Annotated in this window: 12 protein-coding genes; 6 read left to right on the top strand and 6 right to left on the bottom strand. The window is 72.5% G+C overall.

Translation table 11 applies throughout. The features are described 5' to 3' along the window. Positions 1-34 precede the first annotated feature (34 nt). Positions 35-973, top strand: a complete 939-nt coding sequence (locus ACZ516_RS12305; protein WP_469009938.1) for a LysR family transcriptional regulator — start codon at positions 35-37, stop codon at positions 971-973. 152 nt (positions 974-1,125) lie between these two features. Next, on the top strand, positions 1,126-3,192 hold the full coding sequence (locus ACZ516_RS12300; protein ID WP_469009936.1) for a pectinesterase family protein: 2,067 nt from the start codon (positions 1,126-1,128) through the stop codon (positions 3,190-3,192). A gap of 89 nt (positions 3,193-3,281) precedes the next feature. Here the strand turns inward: ACZ516_RS12300 and lpdA are convergent, their stop codons facing one another. Next, positions 3,282-4,685: a dihydrolipoyl dehydrogenase gene (lpdA, locus tag ACZ516_RS12295; RefSeq protein WP_469009934.1), complete on the bottom strand. Its 1,404-nt coding sequence runs from the start codon at positions 4,683-4,685 to the stop codon at positions 3,282-3,284. 280 nt (positions 4,686-4,965) lie between these two features. Between lpdA and ACZ516_RS12290 the strand changes: the two genes are divergently transcribed. The 3 genes from ACZ516_RS12290 (at position 4,966) to ACZ516_RS12280 (ending at position 8,348) form a co-directional block, all read left to right on the top strand. Continuing rightward, entirely contained in the window at positions 4,966-5,847 is an 882-nt protein-coding gene (locus ACZ516_RS12290) for an SAM-dependent methyltransferase (RefSeq protein ID WP_361082250.1), read from the top strand. A gap of 262 nt (positions 5,848-6,109) precedes the next feature. Further along, positions 6,110-6,985, top strand: a complete 876-nt coding sequence (locus tag ACZ516_RS12285; protein WP_358698423.1) for a TauD/TfdA dioxygenase family protein — start codon at positions 6,110-6,112, stop codon at positions 6,983-6,985. A gap of 112 nt (positions 6,986-7,097) precedes the next feature. Then, positions 7,098-8,348 carry a CaiB/BaiF CoA transferase family protein gene (locus tag ACZ516_RS12280; protein WP_469009932.1) on the top strand — a complete coding sequence of 417 codons (1,251 nt, stop codon included), beginning with the start codon at positions 7,098-7,100 and terminating at the stop codon, positions 8,346-8,348. 127 nt (positions 8,349-8,475) lie between these two features. Here ACZ516_RS12280 and ACZ516_RS12275 read toward each other — a convergent pair whose 3' ends face one another. From ACZ516_RS12275 to ACZ516_RS12265, 3 genes are all read right to left on the bottom strand, one after another. Continuing rightward, positions 8,476-8,916: an SSI family serine proteinase inhibitor gene (locus tag ACZ516_RS12275; RefSeq protein ID WP_469009931.1), complete on the bottom strand. Its 441-nt coding sequence runs from the start codon at positions 8,914-8,916 to the stop codon at positions 8,476-8,478. A 364-nt stretch (positions 8,917-9,280) separates the two neighbouring features. After that, positions 9,281-10,411 (bottom strand): diaminopropionate ammonia-lyase, encoded by a 1,131-nt coding sequence (locus ACZ516_RS12270; protein ID WP_469009930.1) that lies wholly within the window; start codon positions 10,409-10,411, stop codon positions 9,281-9,283. Positions 10,412-10,562: 151 nt separating this feature from the next. Beyond that, complete coding sequence (locus ACZ516_RS12265) at positions 10,563-11,006, bottom strand: DUF3093 domain-containing protein (protein WP_361085244.1); 444 nt, start codon at positions 11,004-11,006, stop codon at positions 10,563-10,565. A 220-nt stretch (positions 11,007-11,226) separates the two neighbouring features. On the opposite strand from ACZ516_RS12265, the gene ACZ516_RS12260 reads away from it, so the two are divergent. Beyond that, positions 11,227-13,971: an alpha/beta hydrolase gene (locus tag ACZ516_RS12260; protein WP_469010464.1), complete on the top strand. Its 2,745-nt coding sequence runs from the start codon at positions 11,227-11,229 to the stop codon at positions 13,969-13,971. 77 nt (positions 13,972-14,048) lie between these two features. On the opposite strand, the gene ACZ516_RS12255 is transcribed toward ACZ516_RS12260, so the two are convergent. Beyond that, entirely contained in the window at positions 14,049-14,924 is an 876-nt protein-coding gene (locus ACZ516_RS12255; protein ID WP_469010463.1) for a slipin family protein, read from the bottom strand. Between the two features lie 118 nt (positions 14,925-15,042). Beyond that, positions 15,043-15,897 (bottom strand): hypothetical protein, encoded by an 855-nt coding sequence (locus ACZ516_RS12250; protein ID WP_358584621.1) that lies wholly within the window; start codon positions 15,895-15,897, stop codon positions 15,043-15,045. Positions 15,898-16,162: the final 265 nt, after the last annotated feature.

The following is a 16,162-nucleotide window of genomic DNA, read 5'->3' as shown; positions in this document are numbered from 1 at the left end:
CTTGGGGTCCGGTCAGGCGGTAGCTTCGGTCCCCGTGACTCTCGATGATCTCCGTGTCTTCGTGGCCGTGTGCCGCGCGGGCAGCCTCAGCGCGGTGGCCCGCGACCTCACCTGTACGCAGTCGGCCGTGAGCCAGCACGTCAAACGGCTGGAGAAGGAGCTGGGCGTCAGCCTCCTGGAGCGGCACGCGCGGGGCGTGGTGCCCACCTCGGCCGGCCGGGTCCTGCGGGCCGCCGCCGCTGAGGGCATCGGCGGCATCGACCTCGCGGTGCGGCGCCTTCGGGAGCAGGCGCGCGGGGACGGCGGCGCGGTGCGGATCACCACCGGGGCCACCTCCGTGCGCCACTTCATGGCCGAAGGCGTCGTCGACTTCCGCCGACGCTACCCACGCGTGGGCCTGGAGTTCCAGACGGTGAGCTCCAGCAGCGGCTGTTTCGACGCGCTCGCCGCCGGCGACCTCGACCTCGCCTGGATCACGCTCGGGGAGCCCGTGCGCGGCATCGAACAGCGGCCCGTCGTGGACCTGCCGTGGGTCCTCGCCGTCCGCGCCGACGACCCGCTCGCCGGGCGGCCCTGCGTCGAACCCGCAGACGTGGCCGCCTGCCGGCTCATCACGCCGCCGGTGAACTCGACCTCGCGTGCCCATCTCGACGCCCGTCTCGGCGAGTTGGGCGTGGTGCTGCCGGCCGGGACCAGTGTCGCCGACTGGGACACGGCCGTGCTCCTCGCGGAGCTGGGCCTCGGGCAGGCGGTCGTGCCCGCGCTGCCCGACTCGCGGGGCCCCGCCCCCGCGGGCCTGCGCATGATCCCGGTGCCGGGTCTGCCGCCGCTCTCGGTCGGCTGGGCGGTACGCCGCTGGGACGCGCTCGGCCCGCTGGCCCGCGCCTTCGCCGACACCGTGGCCGAGCACTGCGCGCCGACCGGCTCCGTCCCGGCCCAGGGCGGTGCCACCGTCCCCGCCCGTCCTCGCTGAGGGGCCACCCGTCTTCGGTGAGAGGCGACTGTCCGCGGCGAAAGATCAGGCGAAAGATCAAAAGGAACGGCAACCTTTGTGCGCCCCGCGGCGACTGCTCAGCGGCCCGTGATCCACGGGCGCTCCACGTACGTACAGACGGGAAGCGACCCATGACTGAGCAGCACAGCCGCGGCAAGGCGCGGCACCGCAGAAAGAAGAAGGTGCTTCTGGTGGGCGCCCCGACGGTGCTGGCGGCCGCGGGGGTCCTCGCCTATGGCACGGTCTTCGGGGTGTTCGGCGAGGACGCGCGGCCCAAGGCGGCGGCCGCCCCGGCACCGGCCTGGGCCGACGACATCGCCGACGGCTTCGCGTCGGTCCACGCGCTCGGCCAGAAGGGGACCTACGGCGGGCGGGACGGGAGGACGGTCACCGTACGCAACCTCACCGACCTGGAGAAGTACGCGACCGCCCCCGAGCCCTACGTCATCGTGGTGGCCGCCACGATCCCGATGGACCCCAAGGGCAAGGAGATCAAGGTCGCCTCCGACAAGACGATCGTGGGCGCGGGCACCTCGGGGCAGATCGTCGGCGGCGGCTTCTTCCTCGGCCAGGGCGTGCACAACGTGATCATCCGGAATCTCACGATCCGTGACGCGTACCACGGCATCTGGAACGACAAGGAGCACGACTGGGACGCCATCCAGATGGACGGCGCGCACCATGTCTGGATCGACCACAACGACCTGCGGCACATGGCCGACGGGCTGATCGACAGCCGCAAGGACACCACGTACGTGACGGTGTCGTGGAACAGGCTCAGCGACAACAACAAGACGTTCGGCATCGGCTGGACCGAGCACACGACCGCGGACCTGACGATCCACCACAACTGGTTCCGCGAGACCGAGCAGCGCAACCCCTCGACCGACAACGTCGCGCACGCGCACCTCTACAACAACTACCTCCAGGACGACCCGGGCACCCGCATCACCTCGTCCTACGGCAACTACGCGCGCGGCAGCACGAAGATGGTCCTGGAGAACAGCTACTTCGAGGGCATGAACAACCCCGTCATCAAGGACGGCACCGCCGCCCTCGTCCAGCGGGGCAACGTCTTCTCCCGCACCAGCGGCCGCAACGAGAGCGGCGGCACCGCCTTCGACCCGAAGCGGTACTACTCCTACCGCCTGGACAAGGCCGCGGCGCTGCCCGCCCTCCTGAAGTCCGGTACCGGGCCGAGGAGTTCGCTCGGCACCGACGACAGCGGCAAGGCCACCGCGGCCGGCGCCCTCACCGTGGCCAAGGACGGCAGCGGCCAGTACACGAGCGTCCAGAAGGCCGTCGACGCCGTTCCCGCCGGCAACACCTCGCGGGTCGTGATCCGGATCGCCCCCGGCACCTACCGCGAGACGGTGAAGGTCCCCGCGAACAAGCCGCACGTCACGTTCGAGGGCACCGGCCGCAGCCGCAAGGACACCGTCATCGTCGAGGGCCACGCCGCCGGCATGGCCAAACCCGACGGATCGGGTACGTACGGCACCGGCGGCAGCGCCACGGTCGCCGTCGAGGCCGACGACTTCCAGGCCCGCAACCTCACCGTCTCCAACGACTTCGACGAGGCGCGCAACCAGCACCTGGACGGCCAGCAGGCCGTCGCGCTGCGCACCGCCGCCGACCGGATCCGCCTGGCCGACCTCATCGTCAGCGGCGACCAGGACACCCTGCTGCTCGACACGGCGGCCAAGGACAGGACGGGCCGGGTCCTGCTCACCGACTCCTACGTCATCGGCAACACCGACTTCGTCTTCGGCCGCGCCACCGCGGTCATCGACAAGTCCATCCTCACCCTGAAGAAGCGCTGGAACGGGACCTCGGCCGGATACGTCACCGCGCCCAGCACCCCGGCCGGGCGCAAGGGCTTCCTCGTCACCCGCACCACCGTCGACGGTGACGTCACCGCCCGCAGCTTCCACCTCGGCCGCCCCTGGCACGCCGGGGGCGACGCGAGCCTCGACCCGCAGGCCACCATCCGCGACAGCAAGCTGGGCGCGGCCGTCAAGACGGCCCCGTGGACCGACATGGGCGGCTTCTCGTGGAAGGACGACCGTTTCGCCGAGTACAAGAACACCGGCCCCGGCGCGGGCGGCCCCAGCGGGGAGCGCCCGCACCTGACCGACGCCCAGGCCGCCGCGCAGGAGCGGGCCGACTGGCTCGGCGACTGGCGGCCCACCGACTGACCTGACGGACGTGCACGGGCGGGGTCCGGGGCCGGTCCCAGCCCGCCCGTGCCGGGCCCGCTTCCGGCGGCGCGGGCGCCCCCGTACCGTCAGAAGTTGATCATGTGTCCGGCCAGGCCGTGCACCGCTTCCTTGACGGCCTCGCCCAGCGTCGGGTGCGCGTGGACGTTGCGTGCCACCTCGTGGACGGTCAGGTCCCACTGCTGGGCCAGGGTCAGTTCCGGCAGCAGTTCGGTCACGTCGGGGCCGATCAGGTGGGCGCCGATGATCTCGCCGTACTTCGCGTCACTGACGATCTTGACGAAGCCGACGGTGTCACCGAGGCCGTGCGCCTTGCCGTTGGCCTGGAAGGGGAACTTGGCGACCTTGACGTCGAAGCCCTTCTCCTTGGCCTGCGCCTCGGTCCAGCCGAAGCTCGCGATCTGCGGCTGCGAGTAGGTGGCGCGCGGGATCATCGGGTAGTCGAGTTCCATCGTCTCGGCGTCCCCGATCGTCTCGGCGGCGACCACGCCCATGGCCTCGGCGGTGTGCGCCAGCATCAGCTTCGCCGTGACGTCACCGATGGCGTAGATGTGCGGCACGTTCGTGCGGCAGCGGCCGTCCACGTCGATCGCGCCGCGCTCGGTGAGCGCCACGCCCGTCGCCTCCAGGCCGTAGCCGGTGACGTTCGGCGCGAAACCGATGGCCTGAAGGACCTTGTCGGCCTCCAGGACCTGCTCCTTGCCGTCCTTGCCGGTGACGGTCACCCGGACCTGCTCGCCCGACTCGTCGATGGACTCCACGCGCGTGGAGGTCAGCACGTCGATGCCGAGCCTGCGGTACTGCTTCGCCAGCTCCTTGGACACATCCGCGTCCTCCAGCGGCGCGACGCGGTCCAGGAACTCGACGATCGTCACCTTCACGCCGTAGTTGTGCAGCACGTACGCGAACTCGATGCCGATCGCGCCCGCGCCCGCGATCACGATGGAGCTCGGCAGGGAATCGGCGAGGATCTGCTCCTCGTAGGTGACCACGCGCTCGCTGCGCGAGGTGCCGGGCAGCAGCCGGGGCGTGGCACCGGTGGCGATGACGCAGTTCTCGAAGCCGATCGTGGCGGTCGTGCCGTCGGACTTCGCCACCTGGAGCGTGTTCGCGTCCAGGAAGGTGCCGCGGCCGTCGAACTCCGTGATGCCGTTCTTCTTCATCAGGAAGTGGACGCCCTTGACGCGGCCGTCCGCGACCGTGCGGCTGCGGCTGAACGCCGCGCCGTAGTCGAAGGACACCTGGCCCTCGACCTCGATGCCGTACGTCTTCTGCTCGTGCGTGAAGAGGTGGGCCAGCTCGGCGTTGCGCAGCAGCGCCTTCGTCGGGATGCAGCCGACGTTCAGGCAGACACCGCCCCAGTACTTCTCCTCGACGACGGCCACCCGCTTGCCCAGCTGGGCGGCGCGGATGGCGGCCACATAGCCGCCGGGTCCTGCTCCGAGCACGACGACGTCGAAGCGGTCTTCCATGGGGAGGTCCTCTCTGGGGTGGAACGGGATCCAGTGGTGCGGATGGCTCACTGCCACGATCATGCGCCATGCGGCGGCCCGAAGGGCGGGCGGGTGGCGCACACCACGGCACACCCCGGCCGCCGCCCGCCGGGGATGCGGCCACCCGCGTCCCCAACCACCGCTCGACACGCCTCCGTTGGAGTTCTCGTGAGCAGTTCACCCGAACGTGGATCACCGGATAGTGTCACGCCGACGGCACACGTTCCGCGAACCCCGCGGGAGAGGTGGAGAGCGCGCTGTGGACAGTGACAACCGGTCCGGGACGGCGGCCACGCCGCCGAGTCCGTCCATCCCCTACGACATCCCGACCTCGGCCCGCGCCTACGGCTGGATGCTGGGCGGCAAGGACAACTACGAGGTGGACCGCGACTTCCTGCTCTCCACCCTGCCGTCGTTCCCCGAGTGCGTCGACATCGCCCGGCAGAACCGCCAGTTCCTCTTCCGTGCCGTGCGGTACCTGACCCGCGAGGCGGGCATCCGCCAGTTCATCGACCTGGGCTGCGGTCTGCCCACCGACGCCAACGTCCACCAGGTCGCCCGGCGCTTCGCCCCCGACGCCCGCGTCGTCTACGTCGACATCGACCCGATCGTCCTCGCGCACGGCCGCGCGCTGCTCGCCGACGACTCCTCCACCACCGTGATCCACGGGGACATGCGCGATCAGGAGGCGATCCTGGACCACCCCGACGTGCGGCGCCTGATCGACTTCGACGAGCCGGTCGCGGTGCTCTTCCTCTCCGTCGGCCACCACCTCACCGACGCCGACGAACCCTCCCGCGTCCTGCGGACCGTCATCGACCGGGCGGCCCCCGGCAGCCTCATCGGCTTCTCCCAGGTCGTCGCCGACGACCCGGCCCGGGGCGCGGCGATGACCGCGCACATCTCCGGCGGCGGCGTCCCCTGGCAGACCCGCACCCCCGCGGAGGTCGACGCGCTGCTCGACGGCCTCGAACCCCTGGAGCCGGGCCTCGTCAACCTCGTCGACTGGCGCCCGGACGCCACCCAGCCGCCCCTCGCGCCGGTCGACCCGGACCTCGTGCCTTATCTCGGCGCCACCGCACTCAACAAGGGCATCTACGAGTACGGGGGAGTGCTCGGGGTGCCGCGCCGGCACGGCTGAAGCGCCGCCCGCGATCGGTTGACCCGGGGCGCCACGCGGCCCACAATGACGACCATGATCCAGCACCTGACCGCCGCAGCACGGACGTTCGGCGTCCCGTGGCGGCGCGGGTGCGAGCGCTCGGGCCGTTAGCCGTACGGAACCGCTCCGTCACCCCTGTCCGGCACCGCGCCCCGAAGGATCCCACCCCATGGCCGTCACCGACCGCGTCCCCCAGCCCCCGACCGCCGTCCTGCGCGAGGCCCGCGTGCCCGCCGACGGCATGTATGAAGGCCGCCGCACCCTGCGCCGCCTGCCGAAGGGGTGGCAGGAGCGGCCGTACGAACTGATCGACGTCACGCCCCTCGGCCGGCTCATCGGCGCCGAGATCCGCGGCGCCGACCTCGCGCGGCCCCTCGCGCCCGCCCTGCGCGACGAGCTGAACCGCGCCCTCCTGGAGTGGAAGGTGCTCTTCTTCCGGGGCGCCCACCTCACCACCGGGCAGCAGCGCGCCTTCGCCCGCAACTGGGGCGAACTGGAGACCAACCCGCTGCTCGCCGGCGGCTCCGCCGAGGACGTCGTCCGCTTCGACAAGGGAGCCGGCGCCGTCCCCACGTACGAGAACGTCTGGCACGCGGACGTCACCTTCCGCCGGTGCCCGGCCCTCGGCGCGGTGTTGCAGCTGCGCGAGGTGCCGCCGTTCGGCGGGGACACGATGTGGGCCGACATGGCCGCCGCGTACGACAATCTCGCCGACGACGTGAAAGAGCGCATCGAAGGGGCGCGGGCCGTGCACGACTTCATCCCCGGCTTCGCCCGCTTCTACGGTCCCGAACGGCTGGCCCCGCTCCAGGACCGCTTCCCGCCCGTCACCCACCCCGTGGTGCGCACCCACCCGGAGACCGGGCGCCGGACGCTCTTCGTGAACACGTCCTTCACCACCCACATCGTCGGCATGGAGCGCGCGGAGAGCGACCGGCTCCTCGGCCACCTCGTACGACAGGCCCATGTGCCGGAGTACCAGGTGCGGTTCCACTGGCAGGCCGGCGACGTCGCCTTCTGGGACAACCGCGCGACCCAGCACTACGCCGTCGACGACTACGCGCCGCACCGCCGGGTCGCGGAGCGGGTCGCGATCGCCGGGGACCGCCCGTACTGACGGGGCGATCCGCCCGACCGGCAGCGGCCCGCTCTTGACCCGCCGACCTGCGGACTCCTAGCCTCGCGGCATTCCGACCGGCCGTCGAACGCACGAACTGGGGCAGTGATCCATGGACTTCGCGTCGACCGAGGAGCGGGAGGAGCCGGGCCACGGCGCCCTCGCCGGGCTCAAGGTGCTCGATCTGTCCCGGGTCCTGGCCGGGCCGTACTGCGCGCAGATGCTCGCCGACCACGGCGCCGACGTCACGAAGGTCGAACCGCCGGCGGGCGACGAGACCCGGGGCTGGGGGCCGCCGTTCGTCGCTCCCGGCACCTCCGCCTACTACCAGAACCTCAACCGGGCCAAGAAGAACATCGTCGTCGACCTGTCGCTGCCCGCGGGGCGCGAGATCCTCGACACCCTGCTGCGCGACACGGACGTCCTCGTGGAGAATTTCAAGGCGGGCACGCTCGCCAAGTGGGGCTACCCCGACGAGGAACTGCGCCGCCGTTTCCCCGCCCTCGTCCACTGCCGCGTCACCGGCTTCGGGACCGACGGCCCGCTCGGCGGGCAGCCCGGCTACGACGCGGTGCTCCAGGCGTACGGCGGTCTGATGAGCGTCAACGGCGAGCCGGACGGGCCGCCCCTGCGCGTCGGGGTGCCGGTCGTCGACCAGGTCACCGGCATCCTCGCCTTCTCCGGCATCCTGCTCGCCCTGCACGAACGCCACCGCTCGGGCCTCGGCCAACTCGTGGACTGCACCCTCCTGGACACGGCCGTCAGCCTCCTGCACCCGCACTCGGCCTCCTGGCTCGCGGGCGGCGCCGTGCCCCGCCGCACCGGCTCGGCACATCCCACCATCGCCCCCTACGACTCCTTCACCGCCGCCGACGGGCCGGTCTTCATCGCGGTCGGCAACGACCGGCAGTTCGCCGCGCTCACCGACGTACTCGGTGTTCCCGGCCTCGCGGACGACCCCCGCTTTCGCACCAACCCGGACCGCGTGCGGCACCAGGGGGAGCTGCGGGCCGCGCTGGAGGAGCCCGTCGCGGCCCACCCCCGGGCCGAGCTGGCCGCCCTGCTCACCGCGCGGGGCGTGCCGGCCTCGCCGGTGCACGACGTGGCGCAGGCGCTGACCGCGCCGCAGGTGCGCCACCGCGGTCTGGTGGTCGAGGACGGCGACCACCGCGGGATCGCCTCCCCGGTGTCCCTCTCCCGTACGCCGGCGCGGGTGCGGCCCGAGGTGCGGGGCGCGGGAGCGGACACCCGAGAGGTACTCGGCGCGGCGGGCTACGACGACCAAGCCATCGCCCGGGCGGAGGCGGACGGCGTCGTACGCGCCGCCCAGGCGCCGCCGCCGAGCGGGCGGAGCTCGGCCTGACGCGCCGCCCGCCGCACACTACGGCCCCCGGTGTCCTCGGACACCGGGGGCCGCCCCGCATCCCGGCTGCCTTCCCCCACGAAAGGTCACCGGGACTCCCCTGAGTGTGGATCAGGGTCGGATCTCGTCAGAAGGTCAATGCGGCACCCTCCCCGAGTCCGGCCTTCATCATGCACCGGTTGGCGAAGGTACTGGACCAGCCGACGTGCTTGCCGTTCCAGACCCCGCTGACGGTCACCGTGACGGGCCGCCACTCCTTGGTGCAGACAGCATCGGACGTGTTGTTCACCAGGAGGCCGAACTGGCCCTCCGCCTTGGCGAGTTCGGCACACGCGGCCGCCGGCGAGGGGTGGGTGCCGGAGGGACGCGGTGCACAGGTGAGCGTCACGGCGCGTTCGACCGCCGCGGAGGTGGCGTCCTCGCCCTGACCGACCGTGAGCACCAGGACCGAGGGCGCGAAGAGGCTCGTCGGCTTGGGAGCCCCGGCCTGCGCGATACCTGATGTCGCGGCGAGGACGCAGGTGGCCGCCGCGGCGGCTGCTCCCATCGTCCTGAGGGTGCGACGCATGGTGATCTCTCCTTCACTCGTTGCGGTTGGTGACTGCGGTGGGGAGTCTTGCCGGTGCGCAGAGTGAGTGCCAATACGGATGGTCGATTTCCGGATGTGTGCGTTCGGTGGGCGGTTCCCGCACGGGCGTTCGGGCAGCTCAGGGGCGGTGGATCGGCGCCGTGCCGCCTGTCCAGCATATGGACCAACGTCACTGGTATAAACGCCAACTACCCTTTGACCTGGGGGAACGTGAAATTGGTTCTTTTTTCGACCACTCGCATCGTCCGGAAATCGCCGCTGGATCATCGGTGACCGCCCATCAGGCCACGACCGAGGCCCCGGACTTCCGGATCGGCGACCGCGGAAGGAGCCAGGTGCCGTGTCAGCCGGCGGGGTTGGCGGCCGCGCCCTCGGTGCTGATCAGTACGACGGTGCCGGCGGGCCCGAGCCCCAGCGCGGCCCGGCGGGCGGCACCGCCCTCGCCGCCGAGGGCGGCGCGCACCCCGGCGAGGGAGGCCGCACCGCAGGGCCCGGACGAGACCCCGAGCCGCGCGAGGTCCCGCACGGCCGTCGCGCTGTCGGCGTCGGTGACGGCGACCGCCGCGTCGAGACCGTCGCGCAGCACGGGCCAGGCGAGCGCCGAGGGCGTGCCGCAGTTGAGGCCGGCCATCGCCGTCGCGCCGGTCGTCACGCCGGTGAGCCGCCCCTCGCGCAGGCTCGCCAGCACGCAGGCGGCCGTCTGCGGCTCCACCGACAGGAGGGCGGGGGAGGTCCCGGGCAGGGGGCGTCGGCCGCGATAGTGCGTCACGGCGGCCTGGGCGAGCGATCCCACCCCCACCGGGACGGCGACGAGGGAGGGCGCACCGGCGCCCGCCGCTGCCAGTTGGGCGTCGATCTCGGCGAACAGCGTCGCGTACCCCTCGACGATCAGTGCCGGGATCTCCTCGTAGCCGTCCCACGCCATGTCCTGGACGAGCACCGTATCCGGCGCCTCGGCGGCGCGCGCCGCCCGTTCCACCGCCGCGTCGTAGGGGCCGGTCACGACGGTGACCTCGGCGCCCTCGCCCTCGATGGCGGCCACGGCCGCCGGATGCACGCCGTCCGGGACGAACACGCGGGCCCGGCACCCCAGTTGGCGGGCGGTTCTGGCCACCGCCCGGCCGTGATTGCCGTCGGTGGCCGTGACCAGACACGGCCGCGCACCGGATGCCGCCGGCCCGTCCTCCGCCCGCGCCAGCACTTGGTGGATCGCCCAAGAGGCACCGAGCGCCTTGAACGCGGGCAGGCCGAGCCGCGTCGACTCGTCCTTGACGAAGACCCGCCCTACGCCCAACTCGACGGCCAGAGTGGGGAGATCATGCAGCGCGGTCGGTGCGTAACCGGGCAGCGAGCGGTGGAAGGCGCCGGCATCCGCCCGCGCAGGGGGGCAGGTCCACGCCCGTGCGGCGGGACGCGCGTACCAGAGGAGGGAGGAGCGGGAACCGGCCACGGAGTCAGTCTCTCGATTCTGCACGTGATCACCTTCCCGCCCGCCCCGACCATCGGTCCAGCGAGAAAAGGTGGGCACGGGCATGTCGACGTCCGCGCTCTCCAGCGGTGAGCTGCTGGACCCCGGCCGGTTCCCGTCCGTTCCCGTCCGTTCCGGTCAGTTCCGGCCAGTTCGGTCAGCTTCGGGAGAAGGCGAGCACCGCCGCGAGGTTCATGGGCCGACGCGTCGAGACGTAGATGTAGGGCGCGCCGCCGTAGGCGTTCCTCAGCTCGATGCGCAGGGCGGTCGGGATGTAGGAGCGAAGGAGCAGCAGCGCGTACGGGTTCGCCTTGACCGTGCGCCATTCGAAGGCTTCCCGCTCGTCCAGGATCTCCGTCATGCCCAGCGCCTCGATGGGCACGGTCCGCTCACCGACGACCAGGGAGCCCGGCGTCACCAGGATGCGCGCCCTGCCGTGCGCGTGCACGATCGCGGAGGCCACCGCGATGCCGAGCGCCGCCACGGTCACCGCGACGATCGGTCCGAAGGGAATCGCCCCGAGCCCCAGTCCGGCTCCGCCCAGGACGACCAGGGCCCACCAGGAGCGGGGAACACTCAGCCGCTCTTCGTAGATGTGCATGACCGCATCCTGGCAGGGGAGTCCGCCGCCGCGTACAGCAGGATCCGGCCCTGCCGGTCTCCTGCGGTCCGTACGCGCGCCAAGGCAACGCGAAGCCTCCGGTTCCCGTCCTCGAAGAAGCAAGAGGGGCACATGAGTTCGTTTCTGTGCTCTGAGGACAGTGATCCAGAGGAGGACCACTTTGAGACGCGTCTCAAGAGTGGCGACCACGGCGCTCGCGATGCTCGCACTCGCGGCGGCGTCCCCGGGGGCGGCGCGGGCGCTGCCGTCGGCCGACGCCCGGCCCCCCGCGTCGCCCACCCCGCCGGGAAGCGACGACGGCCTTCCCCACGGCTGGCGGGTGGTGGGCGAGGGCAACGGCAGGGAACTGGTCTGGGCCGCGCCCGAGCCGGTGCCCATGGGGGACGCCCGCGTCGAGTTCTACTCGGGGGACAAGCTCCTCGGGCGGCCCGAAGCGGCCCGCGACGGCCGCTCGTTCCGGCTGCCGCTCGGCGGTGCGCGCGTCGGAGCGGCGAAGAAGCTGCGCGTCGTCGCCGGCGGCCGCCGCCTGGACGAGGCGGGAACCGGCCGGGAGCCGAACGCCCCGCGCTCCGTGTCGCTGCCGGCCCCGGCGCCCGCGAACGAGGTCGACCCCGGCACGCCGGGCCGCTACCGCACCGTCAGCGGCTCGTACACCCTGGACTCCGTGCGGCTGCCCGGCTACGCGCAGCCGGTGGAGATGAAGGCCGACGTGGTGGGCCCCGCCGACGCCCCGGGCAAGCGGCCACTGGCGCTGTTCCTGCACGGCCGGCACGCCACCTGTTACGGCGGCGGCGACGGAGCGGACGGTTCCTGGCCCTGCAAGGGCGGCGCCAAGCCGGTGCCGAGCCAGTCCGGTTACCAGAAGGCCCAGAAGCTCCTGGCCTCCCAGGGCTATGTCACGGTGTCCATCGCCGCCAACGGCATCAACGGCCAGGACCACCTCGCCGAGGACGCCGGCGCGCAGGCCCGCTCCTCGCTGGTGCGCCTGCACCTGGCCCACTGGGCGGACTGGGCCGAGAAGCGGGACGGTGCCCCGGCGGCGGTCCGCGACACCGCGCCCGCGGACCTGGACCGGGTGCTCCTGGTCGGCCACTCCCGCGGCGGCGAGGGCGTCAACCGGGCCGCCCTGGACAGCCTTTACGCCCCGCCCGCCGACCAGGACGGCTACCACGGCCCCGTGCGCTGGAAGATACGGGGCAACGTCCTGATAGGCCCCACCATCTTCGGGCAGAACCCCGTCCCGGACGTGCCCTCCGCGACGATCCTGCCCGGCTGCGACGGAGACGTGTCCGACCTCCAGGGCCAGCTCTACGCCGACGGGACGCGCCGCGTCAGCAACGGCACCGCCCTGCACAGCTCGCTCTACATGGTCGGCGCCAACCACAACTTCTTCAACAGCGAATGGACTCCCGGGCAGGCCAAGGCGCCCGCCGACGACGACTTCCAGACCGGGGGCCGGGACCGGGTGTGCTCGCCGGGCAGCAGGACCCGCCTGACCGCCAAGCAGCAGCAGACCGCGGGCGCCACGTACATAGCCGCGGCGGCACGGCTGTTCGTCGGGGGTGACGACCGGGTGCGGCCCCTCCTCGACGGCTCGAACCGGCGTGCTCCCTCGGCCGGCCCCGCGCGGGTGCTGAGCCACGCCGTCGGCGCGCGCCGCACGGAGGCCTTCCTGCCCGACTCCTCGACCACCGTCACGGGCGGCCGGCTGTGCGCCCAGGTGCATCCGGACGCCGCCCGCTCCTGCCTGCCGCCCGACATGGCGGGCGGCTCACCGCACTTCGCGGGCTGGGAGGTCTCGCCGGAGCCCGGCCGGGACGCCGTGGCGATGCGCTGGACGCGGGCCGGCGCCCCGGTACGGGTGAGCCCCGCCCGCCCGGTGTCGCTGGCGGGCGCCAAGAACCTCGCGCTGCGCGTGATCGTGCCGCCCAACACCACCGGCACCCAGCTGGACGTCACGCTCGTGGACGCCGCCGGGCACCGCGCCGGGCTCGGCCGGGTCCGCGTCGACGGGCTGCCGGGCACCGGTCGGACCGCCTCCTACTGGGGCCGCGAGGTCCGCGTGCCCCTGACCGCCGAGGTCCGGGCGAAGCTCGACCTCAAGCGGGTGAAGACCCTCGAACTCACCCCGCGCACCCGCTCCGGGAAGGCGTGGCTGGTGGACGCCTGGGGCTGGCGGGCCGGGACGCCCGCGGTGAAGCAGTCCGCGCTGGCCCGGGTCGACATCGGCCGGCTGACCGTCGACGAGGGCGATTCCGGGGTGCGCACGCACCACGTACCGGTCCGCGTCACCGGCTCGGGCACCGGCAAGGTCCGCCTCTTCGCGCCCAAGCCCGGCTCGGAGGAGGTCGGCCACCGCACGGTGCCGGTACGCCCGGGCGGCCCGGACGTCGACGTGCCGATCGAGGTGCGGGGCGACACCCGCTACGGCTATGACGTCCCGCACGACGCGTTCGCCAAGGCGGTGCGCGGCGCCGTGATCGGGTCCCACCACGGCGGCGTGACGGCACGCAACGACGACCCGATGCCCAAGCTGACCCTTGAGCCCGTCACCGACCGCGTCACCGAGGGCAAGCGGCTGAAGTGGCGCATGACGCTCGCGGAGCCCATCGACGTGGACCTCATGGCGGGACTCGCGTTCCGGCCCGTCGACCGGGGCGTCGAACTCTCCACGCTCGACGTGGATCCGCGCTGGCTCATGGAGGAGGCGGGCCAGAAACCCCGCCCGGGGCGCGCGCTCTCCAAGATGTGGAAGGACGGCGAATCCCTCTTCCTCATCCTGCCCGCCGGCAAGAAGAGCGTCGAGGTGAGCGTGCCGACCATCAAGGACACGGTGCGCGAGCCGGACGAACACCTGAAGGCCCAGCTGTTCGTGTACGACCAGTACGGGGAACCGCAGGACGGCGGACCGGTGATCACCGGAACGGTCCGGGACGCGAGGTAGCGCGGGGATCGACCGGCCCCGGCGGCCAGTTCAGTCGCCGGGCCGGTCGACCCGCCACGACGTTCGACCATCCGGGCTCACGGACTGTGCTCGACCGTGTCGGGTTCCTGCCCGTCGGTGATGTCCGGCTCGACGGTCGCCCCGGGGTCCGCCACGCGTTGGCGCTCTGAGGTCTCGGGGGCGGCCGCCGGGGGTTGCTGGGCCCGTTCCAGGAAGCGGAGCAGCTCCACCGGGAACGGCAGGACGAGGGTGCTGTTCTTCTCGGCGGCGACGGCCACCACGGTCTGGAGCAGCCGGAGTTGGAGCGCCGCGGGCTGTGTGGACATCTCCTTCGCGGCCTCGGCGAGCTTCTTGGAGGCCTGGAGTTCGGCGTCGGCGTTGATGACGCGGGCCCGGCGCTCGCGGTCGGCCTCGGCCTGGCGGGCCATCGAGCGCTTCATCGTCTCGGGCAGCGACACGTCCTTGATCTCGACGCGGTCGATCTGCACGCCCCAGCCGATGGCCGGGCTGTCGATCATCAACTCCAGGCCCTGGTTGAGCTTTTCGTGGTTGGAGAGCAGGTCGTCGAGGTCGCTCTTGCCGATGATGGAGCGCAGCGACGTCTGCGCCATCTGCGAGACCGCGAAGCGGTAGTCCTCCACCCGCACGACCGCCTCGGCGGCGTCCACCACCTTGAAGTAGATGACGGCGTCCACCCGCACCGTGACGTTGTCCCGGGTGATGCCGTCCTGCGCGGGCACCGGCAGCGTCACGATCTGCATGTTCACCTTGCGCAGCCGGTCGACGAACGGGACGACCAGCGTGAAGCCGGGCTCCCGCACATGTCCGGAGAGCCGGCCGAGACGGAAGACCACACCACGCTCGTACTGCTTGATCACCCGGGCCGCGGCCATCCCGTACACCAGGCAGCCCGAGGCGACCGCCGCGCCTGCTGTCAGCAGCTCTTGCACCATGGCGACCCCCCTGACGTCCGAGTCGGCCACTGTTTTCACGATATGCCCGCGCTTGTCCATCGGTCGAGCCCCGGGCGGCACCGGAATCAGCCGGCACCGGACTCGGCCGGCACGCGGGTCAATCGGCGGCGGGCCCGGGCCGGTCCGGGTGGGGTCGGGACTCGTGCAGGCGTGTGTGATAGCGCCCCTCGGACTCGCGCCCGGTCGGATCCTCACCCGCCATGATCACCTGCCGCACGGTGTCCCGCCGCTCCTCGGGACCGGTGAAGAGCCGCTGCGGGTAGGTGCGCGACCTGTCCGTCTCGGTGCGCAGGCCGTGCGCCGCCAGCGTCGCCGCGATACGGCCGTAGGGCACGCTCCGCAGCACGAACGCGCTCACCCACACCTGGGTGCGCGCACAGCCGAGCAGCGCGTCGAACGTGCGGTGGGAGAGGTAGCTGATACCGCCCGTGACGGTGATCAGCCCGACGCGGGCGACCGCGCGGCACAGCTCGGCACTGGGCGGACGCTGTTCCAGGTCCTCGGCGTACGCCTCGTCGAGGAGCCCCACCTCCAGCGCGTAGCGGGTGGCGTTCGCCGCGACGTCGAGCCCGATGACCGGCGTGGCGTCCGCGCGCCGCCGCGAGGCGTAGAACTCCTTGTCGTACTGGACGAGTTCGTGCGGGGTGAGTGCCGCGGTCCGCGCGGAGGTGTAGTGGGCGTACAGGTCGGCGAGGGTGAGGTCGTGGTTGAGCAGCGCCGCGTTGATGCCGTAGGAGCAGCACACGTCGAGGACCGTGACGGGGCCGCCGCTGCCGGGCACCTGGGCGCGCAGGTCGCGGGTGCGGCGGAAGACCGCCTGGGCGTGGTGCGGGATCTCGTACTCGTACGGCGCCAGGGTGCGGAAGTAGGCGCGCGGGTCCGGCTGGTCGTAGAGGTCGTCGAACCGGGTCTTGCCCGATGCGGTCCTTTTCCTCGGCCGGTCTGTGGCCATGGGGCACCTCCGGGAGTGAGGGGTCGGTCGGGGCCGATGTGCAGCTCTACCCGGCCCGCGCCGACCTCGCCAGGCCCCATGGCGGCTACCGGCCACGGCACCGCCCGCCGCGCCGTTCCCGAGGCGCCTGTCCGACCGCCCTGGAGCCGATGCTCACCTCCCAGGGTCCCACGCCCCGGAGCCGGCCGTTCCGGCGCATTCCTCCGGGCCCCCGCGCCGGGGCACCTGGCGAGAGGCACCCGGCGAGGGGCCCGCCTCCCGTACG

The sequence above is a fragment of the Streptomyces sp. NPDC034037 genome (assembly GCF_055575715.1).
This window is presented reverse-complemented; position numbering and strand designations above follow the sequence as displayed.

Coding starts and splice junctions, on each gene's coding strand:
- ACZ516_RS12300 (WP_469009936.1), top strand. CDS start 1,126: ATGACTGAGCAGCACAGCCGCGGCAAGGCGCGGCACCGCAGAAAGAAG.
- lpdA (WP_469009934.1), bottom strand. CDS start 4,685: ATGGAAGACCGCTTCGACGTCGTCGTGCTCGGAGCAGGACCCGGCGGC.
- ACZ516_RS12285 (WP_358698423.1), top strand. CDS start 6,110: ATGTATGAAGGCCGCCGCACCCTGCGCCGCCTGCCGAAGGGGTGGCAG.
- ACZ516_RS12280 (WP_469009932.1), top strand. CDS start 7,098: ATGGACTTCGCGTCGACCGAGGAGCGGGAGGAGCCGGGCCACGGCGCC.
- ACZ516_RS12275 (WP_469009931.1), bottom strand. CDS start 8,916: ATGCGTCGCACCCTCAGGACGATGGGAGCAGCCGCCGCGGCGGCCACC.
- ACZ516_RS12265 (WP_361085244.1), bottom strand. CDS start 11,006: ATGCACATCTACGAAGAGCGGCTGAGTGTTCCCCGCTCCTGGTGGGCC.
- ACZ516_RS12260 (WP_469010464.1), top strand. CDS start 11,227: ATGCTCGCACTCGCGGCGGCGTCCCCGGGGGCGGCGCGGGCGCTGCCG.
- ACZ516_RS12255 (WP_469010463.1), bottom strand. CDS start 14,924: ATGGTGCAAGAGCTGCTGACAGCAGGCGCGGCGGTCGCCTCGGGCTGC.
- ACZ516_RS12250 (WP_358584621.1), bottom strand. CDS start 15,897: ATGGCCACAGACCGGCCGAGGAAAAGGACCGCATCGGGCAAGACCCGG.